Origin of the sequence: Streptomyces sp. BA2 (assembly GCF_009769735.1) — a bacterium.
Lineage (GTDB): Bacteria > Actinomycetota > Actinomycetes > Streptomycetales > Streptomycetaceae > Streptomyces.
This window is the reverse complement of sequence record NZ_WSRO01000002.1, coordinates 7,044,156-7,060,159: the sequence shown is the minus strand read 5'-3', so window position 1 is coordinate 7,060,159 and position 16,004 is coordinate 7,044,156. Positions and strand designations below refer to the sequence as shown.

Below are 16,004 nucleotides of genomic sequence, written 5' to 3'. Positions count from 1 at the left end.
CCGCATGGACGACGCCGCCACCGAGGGAACCGCCGACACCGACCCGGGCACGTTCGCCGAGTGTGTGCTGTGCCGCGAGCCCACCGAGTACCCGGAGTCGCACAAGGGAGTGACGCTGTGCCCCGTGTGCGAGTGGCACGAGGCGCAGCGCACGGCCTGCTCGGGCTGAGCCGCGGGACACCGGGCTCCGGGCTCCGGGACAGCGGGCTCCGGGCTCCGGGCACCGGGACGCCGGTGTGCTCACCCTCTCCGCGCGGCCAGCCCGCAAGCCACCCCCACCGCTGCCACCGCGATCACCGCGGCTCCCGCGACGGGCAGCAACGGCACCGGCACCACCCCGTCCCGCGACCCCGAGACGAGCCCGGTCATGGCCGCCTTCGCGGGGGAGCCCGTGGTCACCAGGGAGAGCAGCGCGGCGAGCAGCATCACCGGGATCGCCCGGCCCGGCGAGCGCATCAGCGGCCAACTCGTGACGGCGCCGATGGCGGTGCCCACGAGCGCGCTCACCAGCATCGCGAGCAGCCCCGCTCCGCCCGCCGCGAGCCGGTTCACGGCCGTCCGGTGATCGGTGCTCGCCGCGTCACTGATCACCGCCACGACGAGGGTGGCGACGGCGCCGAGCAGGGCCGTGGCGAGGAACGCGGAGAGCAGGCAGGCCAGTTGAGCCCGCCAGGGGCCGGCCGCCGCTGCCGAGCAACTGCGGGCGGCGGGCGGCTCGTTGGTGGCGCAGATCCGCACCAGCCAGGCGGCGACGGGCAGCAGCGCGGCGGCCGCGTACGCGAGGGAGTCGAGGACCGGCTGCCCGCTCTGTACGCCGACGGCGAGGAACGCGGCGTACAGGATGACGGGGGCGAGCCAGCGCTGGGAGCGCAGGAGGAGGGCGGACTGGTAGCTGAGCAGGGCGTTCATCGGTCGCGCACCTCGCCGGTCATGGGGGCGGCGGAGGGCGCTGCCGGAAGGGACTCCGATGCTGGTTCCGGGGGCGGGGGCGGGGGCGGGGACGAAGGCGGGGGCGGGGACGGGGACGGTTCTGGGACCGCCGCCGATGCCGGTTCCGGGGGCGGGGACGGGGCCAGGGACGGGGCCGGTTCCGGGGCCGACGCCGACGCCGATCCCGCGGCCGACGCCGATCCCGGTTCCGACGCTGGAGCCGACGCCAGACCCGACACCCACCCCGGAGCCCACGCCAATCCCGGAGCCGACACCCTCACTGACTCGGTCACCCACTCGGTCACCGACACCACGTGCCACGGCGGGCGTGCCGTCAGCAGTGCGCGCAGCGCGACGTCCGAGTGTGTCGCCGCCACCGTCAGCCGCAGCGCGCCCTCCGGGGAGTGCCCTGTTACGGCGCCCGGTACAGGGGGCGGCGCGGCACCCGGCGGCCCCTGCGCCTCGATCACGACCGAAGGGCCTTCCGATGCCGCGGCTTCCGGTGAAGTGCCGTCCGGGGTACGGAGGTTCACGGCCGAGCCGACCACCGCGTACGTCACGTCGACCGTCCCCGAGAGCCGCCGCGGGTCGTGGTCCACGAAGACGACGGCACCGCCATCGGCGACTCGCTCGGCGACGGCCCGGTCGAGTTCGTCGCGAGCCGCGGCGTCCAGGCCTGTCCACGCCTCGTCGAGGACCAGGAGTTCGGGCGCCGCGAGGAGCGCCTGTGCCACGGCGACCTTCTGGCTGCTGCCCTTGGACAGTTCCGACAGGGGCGTACGGGAGTAACTCCCCGCCCCGAAGCGCTCCAGCCACTCCTCCGCGCCCCGCGCGGCCGCGCCCTTCGCCAGGCCGTGGATGCGGCCCAGGTGCGTGAGATACCCGGCGGCCGTGAACGGCAGCGCCGCGGGGAAGCGTTCGGGGACGTACGCCGTGCGCGGCCGGCCTGCGACGCGGCCCTCGGTCGGGGCGTCGATCCCGGCGAGCAGCCGCAGCAGGGTCGACTTGCCGGTGCCGTTCGCGCCCTCGATCCGCACCAGCGTGCCCGCGCGTATGCCGAGTCCGACGCCGCGAAGGACCCACGGTCCGCCCATGGCATAGCGCCGCCCCACCCCGTCGAGCCGCAGCGCGGCCCCCGCAAGATCACTGTCCATGCCGCCATCCTCGCGCAAGGGTCCGGCGGCGGGGCAAGGGACGGAGTCGTCGTCGGGCAAAGCCACAGAGTCATCGGGCAAAGCCCCTGACGGGCCCGATCTTCCGCCTGGCAGACTGGACGCGTGAGCAGCGACCAGGCCGCCGGGACCTCCCAGCCGCAGGACACCCCAGACCCCCAGGACAGCCCCTTCCGCGTGGAGCAGACGACACGCGACGAGGCACCGCAGTACGTGCTGCCGCTGGTGGCCCGCATCGAGCGCGCCGAGCCTCCGCACCGTACGGACGCCCTGGAGACCGCGGCCCGCGCGGTGCTCGTCATGCTCGGCGACGAGCGGTCCGTCGGCGACGGGGAGTGGGCGCAGGCCATGCGGGACTGGCAGGACGCCAGGATCCGCAAGGTGGTGCGGCGGGCCCGCGGCGCCGAGTGGCGGCGGGCCGAGGCGCTCCCGGGCATCACGGTCACGGGCAAGTCGGCGGAGGTCCGCGTCTTCCCGCCGGTGCCGCTGGACGGCTGGCCCAAGGACCTGGCTCGGCTCCAGGTCTCGGGCACGGACCTGGACGACCCGGAGGCGGTGCCGCCTGCGGACGCGACCGCGCCGGTCCTGTGGATGAGCCCCGATGTCGACATGTCGGCGGGCAAGGCGATGGCGCAGGCGGGGCACGGTGCCCAACTGGCGTGGTGGGAGCTGGCGGACGAGGAGCGCGCGGCGTGGCGGGACGCCGGTTTCCCGCTCTCCGTCCGCACCCCGGACGCCGCGCTCTGGCGCGAACTCGTGGCGAGCGGCCTGCCGGTGGTGCGGGACGCAGGCTTCACGGAGATCGCCCCCGGCTCCTGCACCGTGGTCGCCGACCACCCTGCTCTGCGTTGAGGAGACCGAAATGGCGAGCGAGCTCGGCGTGAGCGAGGGCGCGAGGGCGGGGACAGGGGTGAGTGGAGGCGCAGGCTCTGACTCGGCCTCAGGCACCAGCTGGGGCTCTCGCTTGGGCTCGGGCTCGGGCTCCGGCTCTCGCTCGGGTTCGGGTTCAGGCTCCGGCTCTCGCTCAGGTACAGGCTCCGGCTCTCGCTCGGGCTCGGGCTCGGGTTCGGGTTCGGGCTCAGGCTCCGGCTCTCGCTCAGGTACAGGCTCCGGCTCTGACTCCCGCTCCGGCTCGGGCTCTGACTCGGGCTCGCACTCGGGTTCGGGCTCCGACTCTCGCTCAGGTACAGGCTCCGGCTCTCGCTCGGGCTCGGTTTCAGGCTCTCGCTCGGGCTCAGGCTCCGGCTCAGGTACAGGCGGGGGCTCCAGCTCCGGCTCCGGCTCGGGCTCCAGCCCCAGCGGAACCAAGCTCGACGGGCGCGTCGAGCGTGGTAACCAGACCCGGCGTCTCGTCCTGCGCCGCACGGTTGACATCGCCTCGGTCGAGGGTCTGGACGCGCTTTCCGTCGGGCGGATCGCCACCGAGCTGAAGCTCAGCAAGAGCGGGGTCTTCGCGCTCTTCGGCTCCAAGGAGGAGCTGCAGCTCGCGACCATCCGCGCGGCCGGCCGCATCTTCCTCGACGCGGTGGTGGAACCGGCCACGCAGTCCCCGCCCGGCCTCGGCCGCGTCTGGCAGCTGTGCGCGCGCTGGCTCGACTACTCGGAACAGCGCGTCTTTCCCGGCGGCTGCTTCTTCTACGGGGTGATCGCCGAGTTCGACGCCCGCGAGGGCGCGGTGCACGACGCGCTGGTCCGCGCCGACCGTGACTGGACCGGCCAGGTGGAGCGCTGCGTCGCCGAGGCCCGCGACACCGGCGAACTGCACCCGGATACCGACGTACCCCAGGTCGCCTTCGAACTCATCGCGCTGATGGAGACGGCGAACGCGCACTCGGTGCTGCACGACGAGCCGGCCATCTACCGCAGGGCGGGCGTCGCCATCACGGCACGACTGCGCGCGGCGGCGACGGACCCGTCGCTGGTGCCTCAGCTCAACTCCTCCCTGAGCGCCAGCGCCTCACCGGGGCTGCCCTAAGCAAACCGCCCCCTCAGCAACCCGCCCCCTCAGCACCCGCAGATCGGGGCCCGACGACCGACTCCGCGAAACAAGTAGCACGACCGTTCGTTTAGATTTAAGCTCATCGCATGCCTTCACTGATCCCGCGACTGATCCTGCGATCGGTCCCGCGACCGATCACGCGTACGCCCTGGCAAGCCGGCCCCGAGGCGCATGCGCCAGGTCAACTCCTCGTGAGCCTCATGGAGTTCACCGCCCACCGCCACACCCAGACCGTGCCGATCACCCTGTCAGGACTTCGGCTGCGCCGGAGCTGGCCGAAGACGCCCGGCGCCGTCGGCATGTGGCTCTGGATCGACCCGTGGCGTAAGCGCTCGGGATCCGTCTCGGTCTGGACCGGCGAGAGGCCTCTGCACGCGTTTGTCGGCCGCCCCGACCACCTACGGACCGTCCGCGCGCACCGGGACCGGGGCGCGATGCGCGCCACCACCTGGACGACGGGGCCATTCGATCCCCACGCCGCCTGGGCGGCTGCGAGCGCGTTGCTCACCGGCTCAAGTCCCTGGCCGAGCCCAGCTGTTCACTCCGCGGAAGGACCCTGAGACCTCATGCCCGACCTCACCAACGCACCCGACCTCACCACCGCACCCGACCTCACCGACCTCACCGCCCCCGACCTCATCGCCCTCGACCGCACCGCCGTCCACGAATCCCTCCGCGTCCTGCGCGCGGCCCGCGGCACCGACTGGGAGCGCCCCTCCCCCTGCGCCGGCTGGACGCTGCGCGACCTGGTGGCGCACATGACCGCGCAGCACCACGGGTTCGCGGCGGCGGCTCGGGGCTCGGGTGCCGACCGTACGTACTGGATCGCGCCGGAGCTCGGCCGCGACCCGTTCAAGGTCTACGACGAGTCGGTGCGTCACGTGCTGGCCGCGTTCGCCGAAGAGGGCGTCGTGGAGCGGGGGTTCACGCTTCCCGAGATCGGCGGGACGTTCACGGGACGGATCGCGGTCGGCTTCCACTTCCTGGACTACGTGGTGCACTCCTGGGACGTGGCGACCACCGTCGGAGTCGGCCTCGACCTCCCCCGGCCGGTCGTCGACGCCGCGCTCGACATCGCCCGCCGGGTGCCGAAGGATCCCGAACGCCGCGGCCCCGGCGCCGCGTTCGCGCCCGTACTGCCCACACCGGAGGACGCGTCACCGCTGGAGGAGGTGCTGGCTCTCCTGGGGCGGACACCGGAGCCCCACATCGACCACGCAAAGCGTTGAACATCACGCACGCCTCTTCCGTATCTCCCGGTACCAGGAAGTAGCTTGCCTCACGGCAGGTTGACGGGCAGGTTGACGGGCAGGGAGGCACAGCACATTGCGGCGCATCAACGGCACGGCTCTGATCATCGCGGCACTCGTGGCCACACTGGGCGCGCTCGCGTTCCCCATGTGGTCCTACGCCGACCGTTCGGGCACGGGGCCCGCCAATCTGGCCGCCGGGTCGGTGGCCACCCAGTGGGGTCCGCTCTCGGCAGCCGACCGCGATCTGCTCGTGAAGGTGCGCCTCGCCGGGCTGTGGGAGCTGCCCGCGGGCCAGCAAGCCGTCGAGCGCGCACCGACCGAGGCGATCAAGGAGGCGGGTGACCATCTGATCGTCGGCCACACGGACCTCGACAAGCGGGCCCGCGCGGTCGCGGCGCAGCTCGGCGTGGAGCTGCCGAACCAGCCCACCGCCCAGCAGCAGGGCTGGCTCCAGGAGTTGACCGAGGCCGAAGGCATGGAGTACCAGCGGAAGTTCGCGAATCTGCTGCGGGTCGCGCACGGCAAGGTGTTCAGCGTGATCGCACAGGTGCGGGACAGCACCCGCAACACGCTGATACGGCAGCTGGCCAGCGACTCCAACCAGACGGTCCTCGACCACATCACGATGCTGGAGGCCACCGGCCTCGTCGACTTCGACGACATCGCGAACGGCGGCGCCGCCACCGCCACGGCCAGCCCCACCGGGCCTCCGCCGCCCTCAGGCGTCGCTCCCCCGGAGCCCCCGCCGGCCGGCCCGACCGGTGATGTGTCCACGACGTCGCGGCCCTCGCCCGCACCTCCGGGGGAGGTCAACACGGACCGGCCGGAACCTCAAATGTAGCTCTGAACGTCCCTCCTCAGGGGTTCGGCCGCGTCTGTCGGGGCCATGACCCCTGCACACGTTCACAAGACACGAGCACGACGCGGGGTCTTGGCGGAGGAGGGGGAACATGAAGCACCTGGGGACCGGAATCGGGTGGCGTCCGGAGATCGCGAACGCCGTGGAACGGATGCCCGGCATCGACTGGGTCGAGGCTGTCGCGGAGAACCTGTGCCCCGGGCACATCCCCGACTCCCTCCTCCGGCTGCGCGAGCGGGGCGTCACGGTGGTGCCGCACGGCGTCTCGCTCGGCCTCGGCGGAGCCGACCGCCCCGACGAGACGCGCATCGCCGCGCTCGCCGAGCGCGCGCAGGCACTCGGCTCGCCGCTGGTCACCGAGCACATCGCGTTCGTACGCGCCGGGGGCCCGCTGACGGCTTCGCAGCCGCTGGAGGCGGGCCACCTGCTTCCGGTGCCGCGCACCCGCGACGCCCTCGACGTGCTGTGCGAGAACGTGCGCATCGCGCAGGACGCGCTGCCGGTGCCGCTCGCCGTGGAGAACATCGCGGCGCTGATCTCCTGGCCCGGCGAGGAGATGACGGAGGGGCAGTTCCTCTACGAGCTCGTCGAGCGCACGGGCGTACGCCTCCTCATCGATGTCGCCAACCTCCACACGAACCACGTCAACCGCGGCGAGGACCCGTCGAAGGCCCTGGACGAGCTGCCGGTCGAGGCCATCGCGTACGTCCATGTCGCGGGCGGCTTCGAGCGGGACGGCGTCTGGCACGACAGCCACGCCCACCCGGTCCCGGAGCCGGTCCTCGCGATCCTTTCGGACCTGGCCGCGCGGGTGAGCCCGCCGGGCGTCCTGCTGGAACGGGATGAGAACTTCCCGGCGCCCCAGGAGCTCGAGCGCGAGCTGGACGCGATACGGGAGACCGTGCGGACGAAGGCGCCCGCCTCCGGTGAGTGCGCCACCGGGACCGCACGGGCCGCCGCGGCCCCCGCCGCCGTGCCGGACGCCACCCGTCAGCGCCTCGCCCTCTCGCAGACCGCGCTCCTCTCCGCCCTGGTGGCCGGGACGCCCGCGCCCGAAGGGTTCGACCGGGCCCGGCTGACCGTGCAGAGCAGGGCGTTGACCGGCAAGCGGGCGGACGTCGTGGCGAAGGTGGCGCCCGAGCTGCCGGAGATCCTCGGCGACAGCTATCGCCCGGAGTTCATCGCGTACGCGCAGTCGCGGCCGATGTCCGGCGGATACCGGCGTGACGCGCTGGACTTCGCCGAGCGGCTGCTGCTCGCCGGGCGGCCCGAGGACGCGGAGGCGCGCGGCGAGCTGACCCGGTGGTGGCTCGAACGGTCCGGGCCCGCGCCGCTGGACGCGCGGCCGGTCACACGGTGGCTGCGGGCGGCGCGGTTCGCGCTGCGACGGGGATAGGGGGCGGCAGCCGTGGAGATCCTGTCCGTCTGTTTCGCCTTTCTCCTCGCGGCCTCGACGGCCGGTCTCCTCGTCGGCGTCTCCCGCATACGGCAGGCCGCGCCTCCGCAGCCCGACGCACAGCACGGAGCCGTGTTCGACCCCCTGGAGGCCGCCTTCCTCGCCGGCGGCCCCGGCCGAGTCGCCGACGCCGCGATCGCGGCCCTGCACGAGGACGGGCGCCTGGTGGTCGCTTTCCCCGGCATCGTCGCGATCCAGTCGCCCGAGGCCCGCAACCCCGTCGAGGGCGCGGTGCTCCAGGCCCACGCCGCCGCGCCGAGCGGCGCCCTGCACTGGCTGCGCACCGGCGTGATGCGCAGCCCCGCCGTACAGGCGATCGGTGACGCGCTGGCCCGGCGCGGCCTGATGGTGCGCCCCGAGGCCCTGGACCGCCTGCGGCGCCGGAAGATCCGGCACAACGCCCTTAGCTTCACCGGGTTCTTCCTCGTCATCGGCGTCATCGCCGTCGAGGACGGCGACGGCCCCTCCTGGGACCCCGTGAGCACGTCGACCATCCTGTTGATCGTGGCCTGGGTGCTCGGCGCCCTGATCGGCCAGCTCTGCAGCCGCGCCACCCGCACCCGGGTGACCCCCACGGGCCGGACCGCTCTCGCGGAGTACCGCGCCGCGGGCGCGCACGTGTCCGGCGCGGCGCACCGCGTGGCGGTGGAGGGCCTGGTCGGCGTCCTCGACCCCGAACTGCGCGCACAGTTGCAGGCCGCGCACCGCATCCGGCCGGGACGTACGGCGGCGACGTCCTCGTCGTACGCGAGCTCCAGCACTGGCACCATCGCGTGGTGCGGAGGCAGCGGGGGCAGCTCCGCGTGCGGCGGCTCCAGCTGCGGGAGTTCCGGCGGCGGGGGCTCTTCGTCCTCCTGCGGTGGAGGCGGTGGCGGAGGCGGTGGCGGCTGCGGAGGAGGGGGCGGGGGCAGCTCCTAGGCCTCCCCGGCCCCTCGGCGTGCGAACGGCACCCGGCCCGCACCCCCGCGCGAACAGCGCCCGCCCCGCATCCCATGCCCCTTACCCGTACGGCAGTTGACGTACTCCGGGCGGTAACCGGCAGGCGTCTCCCCGTGGCGCACTAACGTGCGGTGCCGCAACAGGAGGCGCCATGCGATCCATCAACGGCACCGGCCTCATCGTCGCTGGGCTCGTCGCGACACTGGCCGCGCTGCTCTTTCCCGTCTGGTCGTACGAGGACAGGTCGGGAACCGGCGTGGACAGACTCGACGCGGAGACCGTGTCGACGGAGTTCGGCCCGCTCTCCGCGCTCGACCGGGACTTCATCACCAAGGTGCGGCTGGCGGGCCTCTGGGAACTCCCCGCCGGACAGCAGGCCGAGGCGCGCGGCACCACCAAGGCGGTCCAGACGGCGGGCGAGCATCTCGTCGAGGGGCATACGTTCCTGGACGCGCGGGTGCGCGAGGTGGCGACACAGCTCAACCTGGAACTGCCCAATCAGCCGACCGCCCAACAGCGGGGCTGGCTCGACGAGATGAGCGACGCGCACGGCGACGCGTACGACGAGAAGTTCGCCAACATCCTGCGCGCCGCCCACGGCAAGGTCTTCTCGGTGGTCGCCGAGGTCCGCGCGACCACCCGCAACTCGCTGGTGCGCACGCTCGCGGACGACGCGAACACGACGGTCCTCGACCACATCACGGTCCTCGAAGGCACGGGCCTCGTCGACTTCGACGATCTGGCGCGCGACGCGGCGTCGGCGGGCCCCGTCCCGGTGACCCGCTCCCCCGCCCCACCGGGCCCGACCCGCTCGCCGTCCCCGGCAACCCCGGTCTCCCCCTCCCCCACCTTCTCGCTGCCCCCGCCGGCCTCCCGCCCCAAGCCCACGGACGAGGAGAGGGATAAGGAGAAGGACAGGGGCAGGGGCAAGGAAAAGCCCCGCGGCAAAGCGGAACGTTACGTACCCGCGATCCCGCGTCCGCATGCTGAATAGCCCGTGGCGCAGCCCCCGCCCCCTCGCATACAACACCGGCATGTTCTGGCTTCCGCTCCTTCTCGTGGGCTGGGTCGTGACGGGCCTGTCCTGTGCCCGGCTCTGCCTCACCGCGTACCGCGCCGCCCCGCACGGCGCGGCCCCGGGGCACCGCCATGAACTGACGCTCTACGAAGCCGCGTTCCTCTCCGGCGGTCCCGCGCGCGTCGCCGACCTCACCCTGGTGTCGATGGCCCGCGCCCGGCGCCTGCTGCTCGCGCACACCGGCTGGGCGACGGTCGTCGACCCGGTGGGCGGCGACGACATGGAGCGCTCCGTGATCGGCGCGATAGGGCCCGGCGGACAGTCGCCGATAGCGCCGGTGCGCCGGGCGGCGGCCGGTACCGACGCGATGCGGGCCCTCGCCGACCGTCTCGTCGCGGCGGGGCTCGCCCTGCCGGAAGGCAGCTGGTCGGGGGTCGCGGGAGCGGTCCGGCAGGTGCGGGCCGCCGCGGCCGCGGTGGTCGCCCTCGGGGCCGTCGCACTCCTGATGCCCGCCCAGGAGCCGCCGGGACAGGTGCCCGTGGCGCTCTGGTTCGCGCTGCCCCTCGTCCTGAACGCGAGCTGCCTGGCCGTGGCCCGCTTCGAGATCCACCCCTACCCCCGCTGGGCCTCGCCCGCGGGCCAGCTCCTCCTGAGCGCACTCCCCGCGCGCGGGGGCTCCGACCTCACCGCCGTGGCCGTACGCGGCGCCCGTGCCCTCGCCGATCCGGAGCTGCGGGCGGCTTTCGCGCACCGGGACACGGCGCATCGGGGTCATTGAGCCCGACACGCCGGACACCGGCGGGGCGGTGCTTTACTTCGCCTATTACCAAACGAATCATCCCTTTTGTTCGAGCAACGCACGGCCGAATGAAGGGATGAAGAGCGATGAGAGCAGCAGCCGCCCTCTACGGAACCGCCGGATCCTTGGTCCTGACCGCACTCGTCGCCGCCCCCACGGGAAGCGCGTCCGCGGCCGACACCTACCCCTACCCCTCCCTCTACGCGGAAGCGGAAGCCCACGGCACCCAGGTCGCGGCCCAGCGCGCGCAGGCGGCCGGTATCCGCTTCGGCGCCTGCCCCAAGGTGGAGAGCCTGCCCCCCTCGATCAAGTGCGGCACGGTCTCGGTGCCGCTCGACTACGCGCACCCGGACGGCAAGCAGATCAGACTGACCGTCAGCCGCACCAAGGCCACGGAGCGGGCCGAACCGCGGCGCGGCAAGGCCGTCAAGCGGCAGGGCGCCCTCGTGTTCAACCCCGGCGGTCCCGGCGGGTCCGGCATGTACTTCCCGATGGCCGGCATGATCCCCGAGTGGAAGCGCATCGCGGCGGCGTACGACCTCGTGGGCTACGCACCGCGCGGTGTCGGCCGCTCGGCGCCGATCTCCTGCCAGGACCCCAAGGAGTTCGCCAAGGCCCCGACGCAGGCGCCGACCCACCCCGACACCGCGTACAAGCTGAAGCGCGTCGCGCAGGCGAAGGCGTACGCGGAGGGCTGCGTCAAGCGCTCCGGGAAGGCCGTGCGGCACTACACGAGCCTGAACAACGCCCGTGACCTGGATGTGCTGCGGGCCGCGCTCGGCGAGAAGAAGCTGACCTTCATGGGCGCCTCGTACGGCACGTACTTCGGCGCCGTGTACGCCTCGCTCTTCCCCTCGCACGTGCGCCGCATGGTCTTCGACTCGGCGGTCAACCCCGACCCCGCGCAGATCTGGTACCGCAACAACCTCGACCAGTCCGCGGCCTTCGAGCGGCGCTGGAGCGACTTCCGCACGTGGGTGGCCAAGCACGACAAGACGTACCACCTGGGCAAGACGCCAGAGGCGGTGCGGCGCAGCTACGAGAAGGTGCGCGACGAGCTGGCGGCCAAGCCCGCGGGCGGCAAGGTCGGCCCCGGCCAGCTGCAGTCGGCGTACCTCCAGGCCGGGTACTACGACGACTACTGGCCGGCGCGCGCGTCGGCGCTCTCGGCGTACGTGAAGGGCAATCCGAAGCCGCTGATCGAGCAGGCGGCGCCCGAGCCGAAGGCGGCCAAGGAGCAGGAGAACGGCAACGCGGTCTACACCGCGGTCGAGTGCAATGACGCGCCCTGGCCGACGGACTTCAAGACCTGGAACCGCGACAACTCACTCCTCGCGCGCACCGCACCCTTCGAGACCTGGGACAACGCCTGGATGAACCTGCCGTGCGCCTACTGGCCCGAGGCCCGGCAGCAGCCCCTGGACGTCCGCACCGATGAGGGCGAGCTCGCCCCGACGCTGATCCTGGCCGCCGAGCGGGACGCGGCGACCCCGTACGCGGGCGCCAAGGAGCTGAACCGCAGGCTGGCGGGTTCGGTCCTGGTGACCGAGCGGGACGCTGGCACCCACGGCATCGGGGCAGGACCCAACAAGTGCGTCAACGGCCACATGGAGGCGTACCTCCTTGAGGGCAGGCTCCCCGTGCGGCGCGCGGCGTGCGCACCGCACAAGGAGCCCGAGCCGCTGTCCGGCGCGCGGGCGGCGGCTCTTCCCAAGAAGCACTAGCCGGTCACAGCGCGCCGAGCCGTTCCAGCGGGAACGGCGGCTGTGCCAGCGGGCGCACCGCGAGCCGGGTCAGCGGCAGGGCGTTGTCGTCGCCCGCCGTGCGGTTGGCATGCAGGACGCCGCAGTGGGTGCAGCGGTGGACGAGGACCCACTCGCCGTCTCCGCGTACGGAGATGGCGAGGGGTTCCATCCGGGCTCCGCAGTCCGCGTCCCGGTCGCCGGGGGTGTCGTCGAGGTGACGGCTCCACAGGCAGTTGGGGCAGTGGTTGCGGTGGTCGGTGCCGGGGGCGGTCATCGATACGTCGAGACCGCACTGCAGGCAGCGGAAGGACTGGGCGCGCGCCTCAGTGCGGGCCCGCCGAGAGGTGTTGCGGGACATGGTGGGGTGGACTCCAGTGCGTCGCGGAATGGGCTGGCTTCGAGCTGATCCGCGGGGCCCTGGGCATACACGCACCATCTTTCGTTCTCGGCTACGCCTTCTCTGCTACGACCTCTCGATGAAACGCGCACCCGGCGGGCGCGGCAACCGAATTAACTAGGCGAGGCCCGCCACGAGCTCGGCCACCGACTTGCGGCGGCCGGTGTAGAACGGCACCTCTTCACGGACGTGCATGCGGGCCTCGGAGGCGCGCAGGTGCCGCATGAGGTCGACGATGCGGTACAGCTCGTCCGCCTCGAAGGCGAGCATCCACTCGTAGTCGCCGAGGGAGAACGAGGCGACCGTGTTGGCGCGCACGTCGGGGTAGCCGCGGGCCATCATGCCGTGGTCCTTGAGCATGCGGCGGCGGTCCTCGTCGGGCAGCAGGTACCAGTCGTAGGAGCGCACGAAGGGGTAGACGCTGACGTAGTTGCGCGGCGTCTCGTCGGCCAGGAAGGCCGGGATGTGCGACTTGTTGAACTCGGCGGGGCGGTGCAGCGCCATGTTCGACCAGACCGGTTCGAGCGCGCGGCCCAGCTTGGTGCGGCGGAAGAGGTTGTAGGCCTCCTGCAGCTCGTCGGAGGTCTCGGCGTGCCACCAGATCATGACGTCGGCGTCGGCGCGGAGCCCCGACACGTCGTACGTGCCGCGGACGGTGATGTCCTTGGCGGCGAGCTGGTCGAACAGCTCCTGGACCTCGTCGGCGTAACCGGCGCGGTCCTCCGGAAGCAGCTCGCGCAGCTTGAAGACGGACCACAGGGTGTAGCGGATGACCTCGTTGAGGTCCTTGGCCTTCTTGCCCGCGTTCGGGCTCTTGGCGGGGGCGTCGTCACTCATGCCCCTATTCTCCTCCGCCGCCGTGCAGACTCTGCACCGGGTTGGCGGTGAGCTCCTGCACACCGGCGAGGTCACCGCCGAGCTGGTCGACGGCGGCGTAGGCGCTCGCGATGCACGCGGGGATGCCCACTCCGTCGTACGCCGCTCCGCACACGGCGAGGCCGGGCAGCTTGCTCACGTGCTCGCGGACGCGGGCCACGCGCGCGTGGTGGCCGACGGGGTACTGCGGGAGGCCGTCGTGCCAGCGGGTGACGCGGGTGGCGACGGGTTCGGCGTCGAGGCCGGTGGCCGCGCGCAGGTCGCGCCGGGAGAGTTCGATGAGGTCGGCGTCGTCACGCTCCAGGATCTCCGTCTCGCCGTACCGCCCCACTGACGTACGCAGAACCAGCAGGTCAGGGTCCTCCTCGGCGATCCAGCCCCACTTGCGCGACGCGAAGGTGGACGCCTTGATGGTGTGCCCGTCGACGGGCGGCACGAGAAAACCGCTGCCTTCGGGGAGGTCGGTCTCGCTGCGGCGGTAGGCGAGGGTCATCAGGGCCATGGAGGCGTACTCCACGCCTGCGAGCTCGGCCGCGGCGGCGGGCGCCTCGGCCTTGAGGAGCCAGGAAGTCTCGCGGGCGGGGGTTGCCAGGACTACGGCGTCGGCCTCCAGGAAGTAGTCGTCGACGCGTACTTCCCAGCCGTCGGGCGTGTGGCGCAGGCCGTGCACAGGACTCTTGAGCACGATCTCACCGCCCCGCGCGCGTACCGAATCCGCGACCGCGAGCGGCAGTTGCCCGACGCCGCCCTCGATGCCCATGAAGACGGGACCGGTCTGCTGGTTCTTGGCGGCGCGGGCCTGGATGGCGCGGACGCCCTCGGTGAGCGAGGCGTGCGTGCGGGCGGCCTCGAAGAGCTGCGGGACGGCCGAGCGCATCGAGATGCGGTACGCGTCGCCCGCGTACACCCCGCCGAGCAGCGGCTCCACGAGACGGTCGACGACCTCGCGGCCGAGGCGCGCGGCCACGTACTCACCGACCGCGACGTCGTCCCCGACCTCGGTGGGCGGCAGCTCACGGTCCCGCTCGATGCGCCTCAGCCCGTCGTCGGAGAGCACTCCCGCCAGGGCCGAAGCGTCACCGGGTACGCCCATGACGTGGCCCTTGGGCATCGGACGCAGGGCCCCGCGGGTCCAGATCGCGGCGGTCGCCGTGGCGGGGGGCTGCAGCCGGCCGGCGAGGCCCACCTCGCGGGCGAGTGCGACGGCCTCCGGGCGGCGGGCCAGCATCGACTCGGCGCCGAGGTCGACGCGGACGCCCTCGATCTCGCCGGGGAGCAGCTTGCCGCCGAGCCGGTCGGAGGCTTCCAGGACGGTCACGCGGGCCCCGGTGGTGAGCAATCGGTGGGCGGCGGCCAGTCCGGCGATCCCGCCACCGATGACAACGACATGGCCCGTACGTGTGTCCGTTTCGCGCATGCCTCCACTCTACGAGCCGTCACTTCACGAGCCGCGCGAGTCCCGACCGTGACCCCATCGGGACCGGTCAGCAACCATCGTTCCGCACCTCCCCGGCGTCATAGGAGCATCAGTCACCACGACCCTCGGGGGTACGTCGAGATGCACGCGTCCAGCAAGAGCACGTCAAGGCACCGCACCGTCCAGGCACTCCCGGCCGTCCTGCTCGCGGTCGCCCTCGCGCTCACCGGGTGCAGCGCGGGCGGCGGCAGCGACAGCGGCGGCGACAGCGACAAGGCGGCGGGCGCCGCGCGCGAGGACGCGTACGCGTCCGGCAACAAGGACGACAAGGGGGTGGGCGGCGGCCAGGCGGACAAGTCCGGCCGGAAGAAGCCGCCCAAGCTCGCCGACACACACATCATCCGTACCGCCACCCTGACCGTCCGCGTCAAGGACGTACCGAAGGCCCTGGACGAGGCGCGCGCGGTGGCCACGGACGCGGGCGGCGTCGTCGGCGACGAGACCACGGACCGCGACGGCCGCGGCCACGACCGCTCCCGCATCGTGCTGCGCGTCCCGCAGGACCGGTACGAGGAGGTCCTCACATCGCTCGAAGGAACCGGCAAGTTGATCGAGCGCAAGGCCAAGGCGCAGGACGTCACCGAGCAGGTCGTCGACGTCGAGAGCCGCATCAAGTCGCAGCGGGCGAGCGTGGCGCGGGTGCGGGAGCTGATGGACAAGGCGACGAAGCTGAGTGATGTCGTCACCCTGGAAGGGGAGTTGAGCACCCGTCAGTCCGAACTGGAGGCGCTGCTCGCTCAGCAGTCCTCGCTCAAGGACCGTACGAGCATGTCCACCATCACTCTCTCGCTCAGCGAGACGGCCGTGAAGAAGGCGGACGCGGACGACGACGACCCGACGTTCGTGGACGCGCTGTCCGGCGGCTGGAGCGCTTTCGTGACGATGCTGCGGTGGCTCGCGGTCGCCCTCGGCGCGATCCTGCCGTTCGCGGCGGTGGCGGCGCTGCTGTTCCTGCTGTGGCAGCGCCTGGTGCGGCCCCGGCTGCCGCGGCGGCCTGCTGTGGCGGCGGCGCGCGAGGGCGACGACGACTAGACGACGACTGGACATGGCTAGAGGGCCGTCAACTGCCGCCGCGTCGTAGCGT

Annotated in this window: 16 protein-coding genes and 1 pseudogene; 12 read left to right on the top strand and 5 right to left on the bottom strand. The window is 72.7% G+C overall.

What is annotated here, in order from left to right; genetic code table 11:
- The first annotated feature begins 4 nt into the window (after nt 1-4).
- On the top strand, nt 5-169 hold the full coding sequence (locus E5671_RS45560) for a hypothetical protein (RefSeq protein WP_202121374.1): 165 nt from the start codon (nt 5-7) through the stop codon (nt 167-169).
- Between the two features lie 71 nt (nt 170-240).
- Here the strand turns inward: E5671_RS45560 and E5671_RS34510 are convergent, their stop codons facing one another.
- Complete coding sequence (locus E5671_RS34510) at nt 241-909, bottom strand: ABC transporter (RefSeq protein ID WP_160507771.1); 669 nt, start codon at nt 907-909, stop codon at nt 241-243.
- Between the two features lie 323 nt (nt 910-1,232).
- Nucleotides 1,233-2,084: pseudogene (locus tag E5671_RS34505) on the bottom strand (ABC transporter ATP-binding protein); the annotation flags it as partial.
- A 123-nt stretch (nt 2,085-2,207) separates the two neighbouring features.
- Between E5671_RS34505 and E5671_RS34500 the strand changes: the two are divergent.
- The 10 genes from E5671_RS34500 to E5671_RS34455 all read left to right on the top strand — a co-directional run bounded on the left by E5671_RS34500 (nt 2,208) and on the right by E5671_RS34455 (nt 12,149).
- The gene (locus E5671_RS34500) at nt 2,208-2,954 is read left to right on the top strand and encodes a peptidyl-tRNA hydrolase (RefSeq protein ID WP_160507769.1); all 747 of its coding nucleotides are present in this window, start codon (nt 2,208-2,210) and stop codon (nt 2,952-2,954) included.
- A 502-nt stretch (nt 2,955-3,456) separates the two neighbouring features.
- Entirely contained in the window at nt 3,457-4,077 is a 621-nt protein-coding gene (locus E5671_RS46560; protein WP_237330827.1) for a TetR/AcrR family transcriptional regulator, read from the top strand.
- A 110-nt stretch (nt 4,078-4,187) separates the two neighbouring features.
- Nucleotides 4,188-4,661 carry a hypothetical protein gene (locus E5671_RS34490; RefSeq protein ID WP_160507767.1) on the top strand — a complete coding sequence of 158 codons (474 nt, stop codon included), beginning with the start codon at nt 4,188-4,190 and terminating at the stop codon, nt 4,659-4,661.
- Nucleotides 4,662-4,667: 6 nt separating this feature from the next.
- On the top strand, nt 4,668-5,330 hold the full coding sequence (locus E5671_RS34485) for a TIGR03086 family metal-binding protein (RefSeq protein WP_160507766.1): 663 nt from the start codon (nt 4,668-4,670) through the stop codon (nt 5,328-5,330).
- Between the two features lie 97 nt (nt 5,331-5,427).
- Nucleotides 5,428-6,195, top strand: a complete 768-nt coding sequence (locus E5671_RS34480) for a DUF4142 domain-containing protein (protein WP_160507765.1) — start codon at nt 5,428-5,430, stop codon at nt 6,193-6,195.
- A gap of 109 nt (nt 6,196-6,304) precedes the next feature.
- A complete protein-coding gene (locus E5671_RS34475) occupies nt 6,305-7,609 on the top strand; it encodes a DUF692 domain-containing protein (protein ID WP_160507764.1) in 1,305 nt (434 codons plus the stop codon).
- A 12-nt stretch (nt 7,610-7,621) separates the two neighbouring features.
- Nucleotides 7,622-8,587 (top strand): TIGR04222 domain-containing membrane protein, encoded by a 966-nt coding sequence (locus E5671_RS34470; RefSeq protein WP_336605924.1) that lies wholly within the window; start codon nt 7,622-7,624, stop codon nt 8,585-8,587.
- Nucleotides 8,588-8,759: 172 nt separating this feature from the next.
- Nucleotides 8,760-9,602: a DUF4142 domain-containing protein gene (locus tag E5671_RS34465; RefSeq protein WP_160507763.1), complete on the top strand. Its 843-nt coding sequence runs from the start codon at nt 8,760-8,762 to the stop codon at nt 9,600-9,602.
- Between the two features lie 40 nt (nt 9,603-9,642).
- Nucleotides 9,643-10,404 (top strand): TIGR04222 domain-containing membrane protein, encoded by a 762-nt coding sequence (locus tag E5671_RS34460; RefSeq protein ID WP_160507762.1) that lies wholly within the window; start codon nt 9,643-9,645, stop codon nt 10,402-10,404.
- Nucleotides 10,405-10,511: 107 nt separating this feature from the next.
- A complete protein-coding gene (locus E5671_RS34455) occupies nt 10,512-12,149 on the top strand; it encodes an alpha/beta hydrolase (protein WP_160507761.1) in 1,638 nt (545 codons plus the stop codon).
- A 4-nt stretch (nt 12,150-12,153) separates the two neighbouring features.
- On the opposite strand, the gene E5671_RS34450 is transcribed toward E5671_RS34455, so the two are convergent.
- From E5671_RS34450 to hemG, 3 genes are all read right to left on the bottom strand, one after another.
- Nucleotides 12,154-12,528, bottom strand: coding sequence for an RNHCP domain-containing protein (locus E5671_RS34450; protein WP_150215590.1), 375 nt, complete (start codon nt 12,526-12,528; stop codon nt 12,154-12,156).
- A gap of 156 nt (nt 12,529-12,684) precedes the next feature.
- Complete coding sequence (hemQ, locus tag E5671_RS34445) at nt 12,685-13,404, bottom strand: hydrogen peroxide-dependent heme synthase (RefSeq protein ID WP_160507760.1); 720 nt, start codon at nt 13,402-13,404, stop codon at nt 12,685-12,687.
- Nucleotides 13,405-13,408: 4 nt separating this feature from the next.
- Nucleotides 13,409-14,860, bottom strand: coding sequence for a protoporphyrinogen oxidase (gene hemG / locus E5671_RS34440; protein WP_160507759.1), 1,452 nt, complete (start codon nt 14,858-14,860; stop codon nt 13,409-13,411).
- 141 nt (nt 14,861-15,001) lie between these two features.
- Between hemG and E5671_RS34435 the strand changes: the two genes are divergently transcribed.
- Nucleotides 15,002-15,952, top strand: a complete 951-nt coding sequence (locus tag E5671_RS34435; RefSeq protein WP_160507758.1) for a DUF4349 domain-containing protein — start codon at nt 15,002-15,004, stop codon at nt 15,950-15,952.
- The last annotated feature ends 52 nt before the right edge of the window (nt 15,953-16,004 follow it).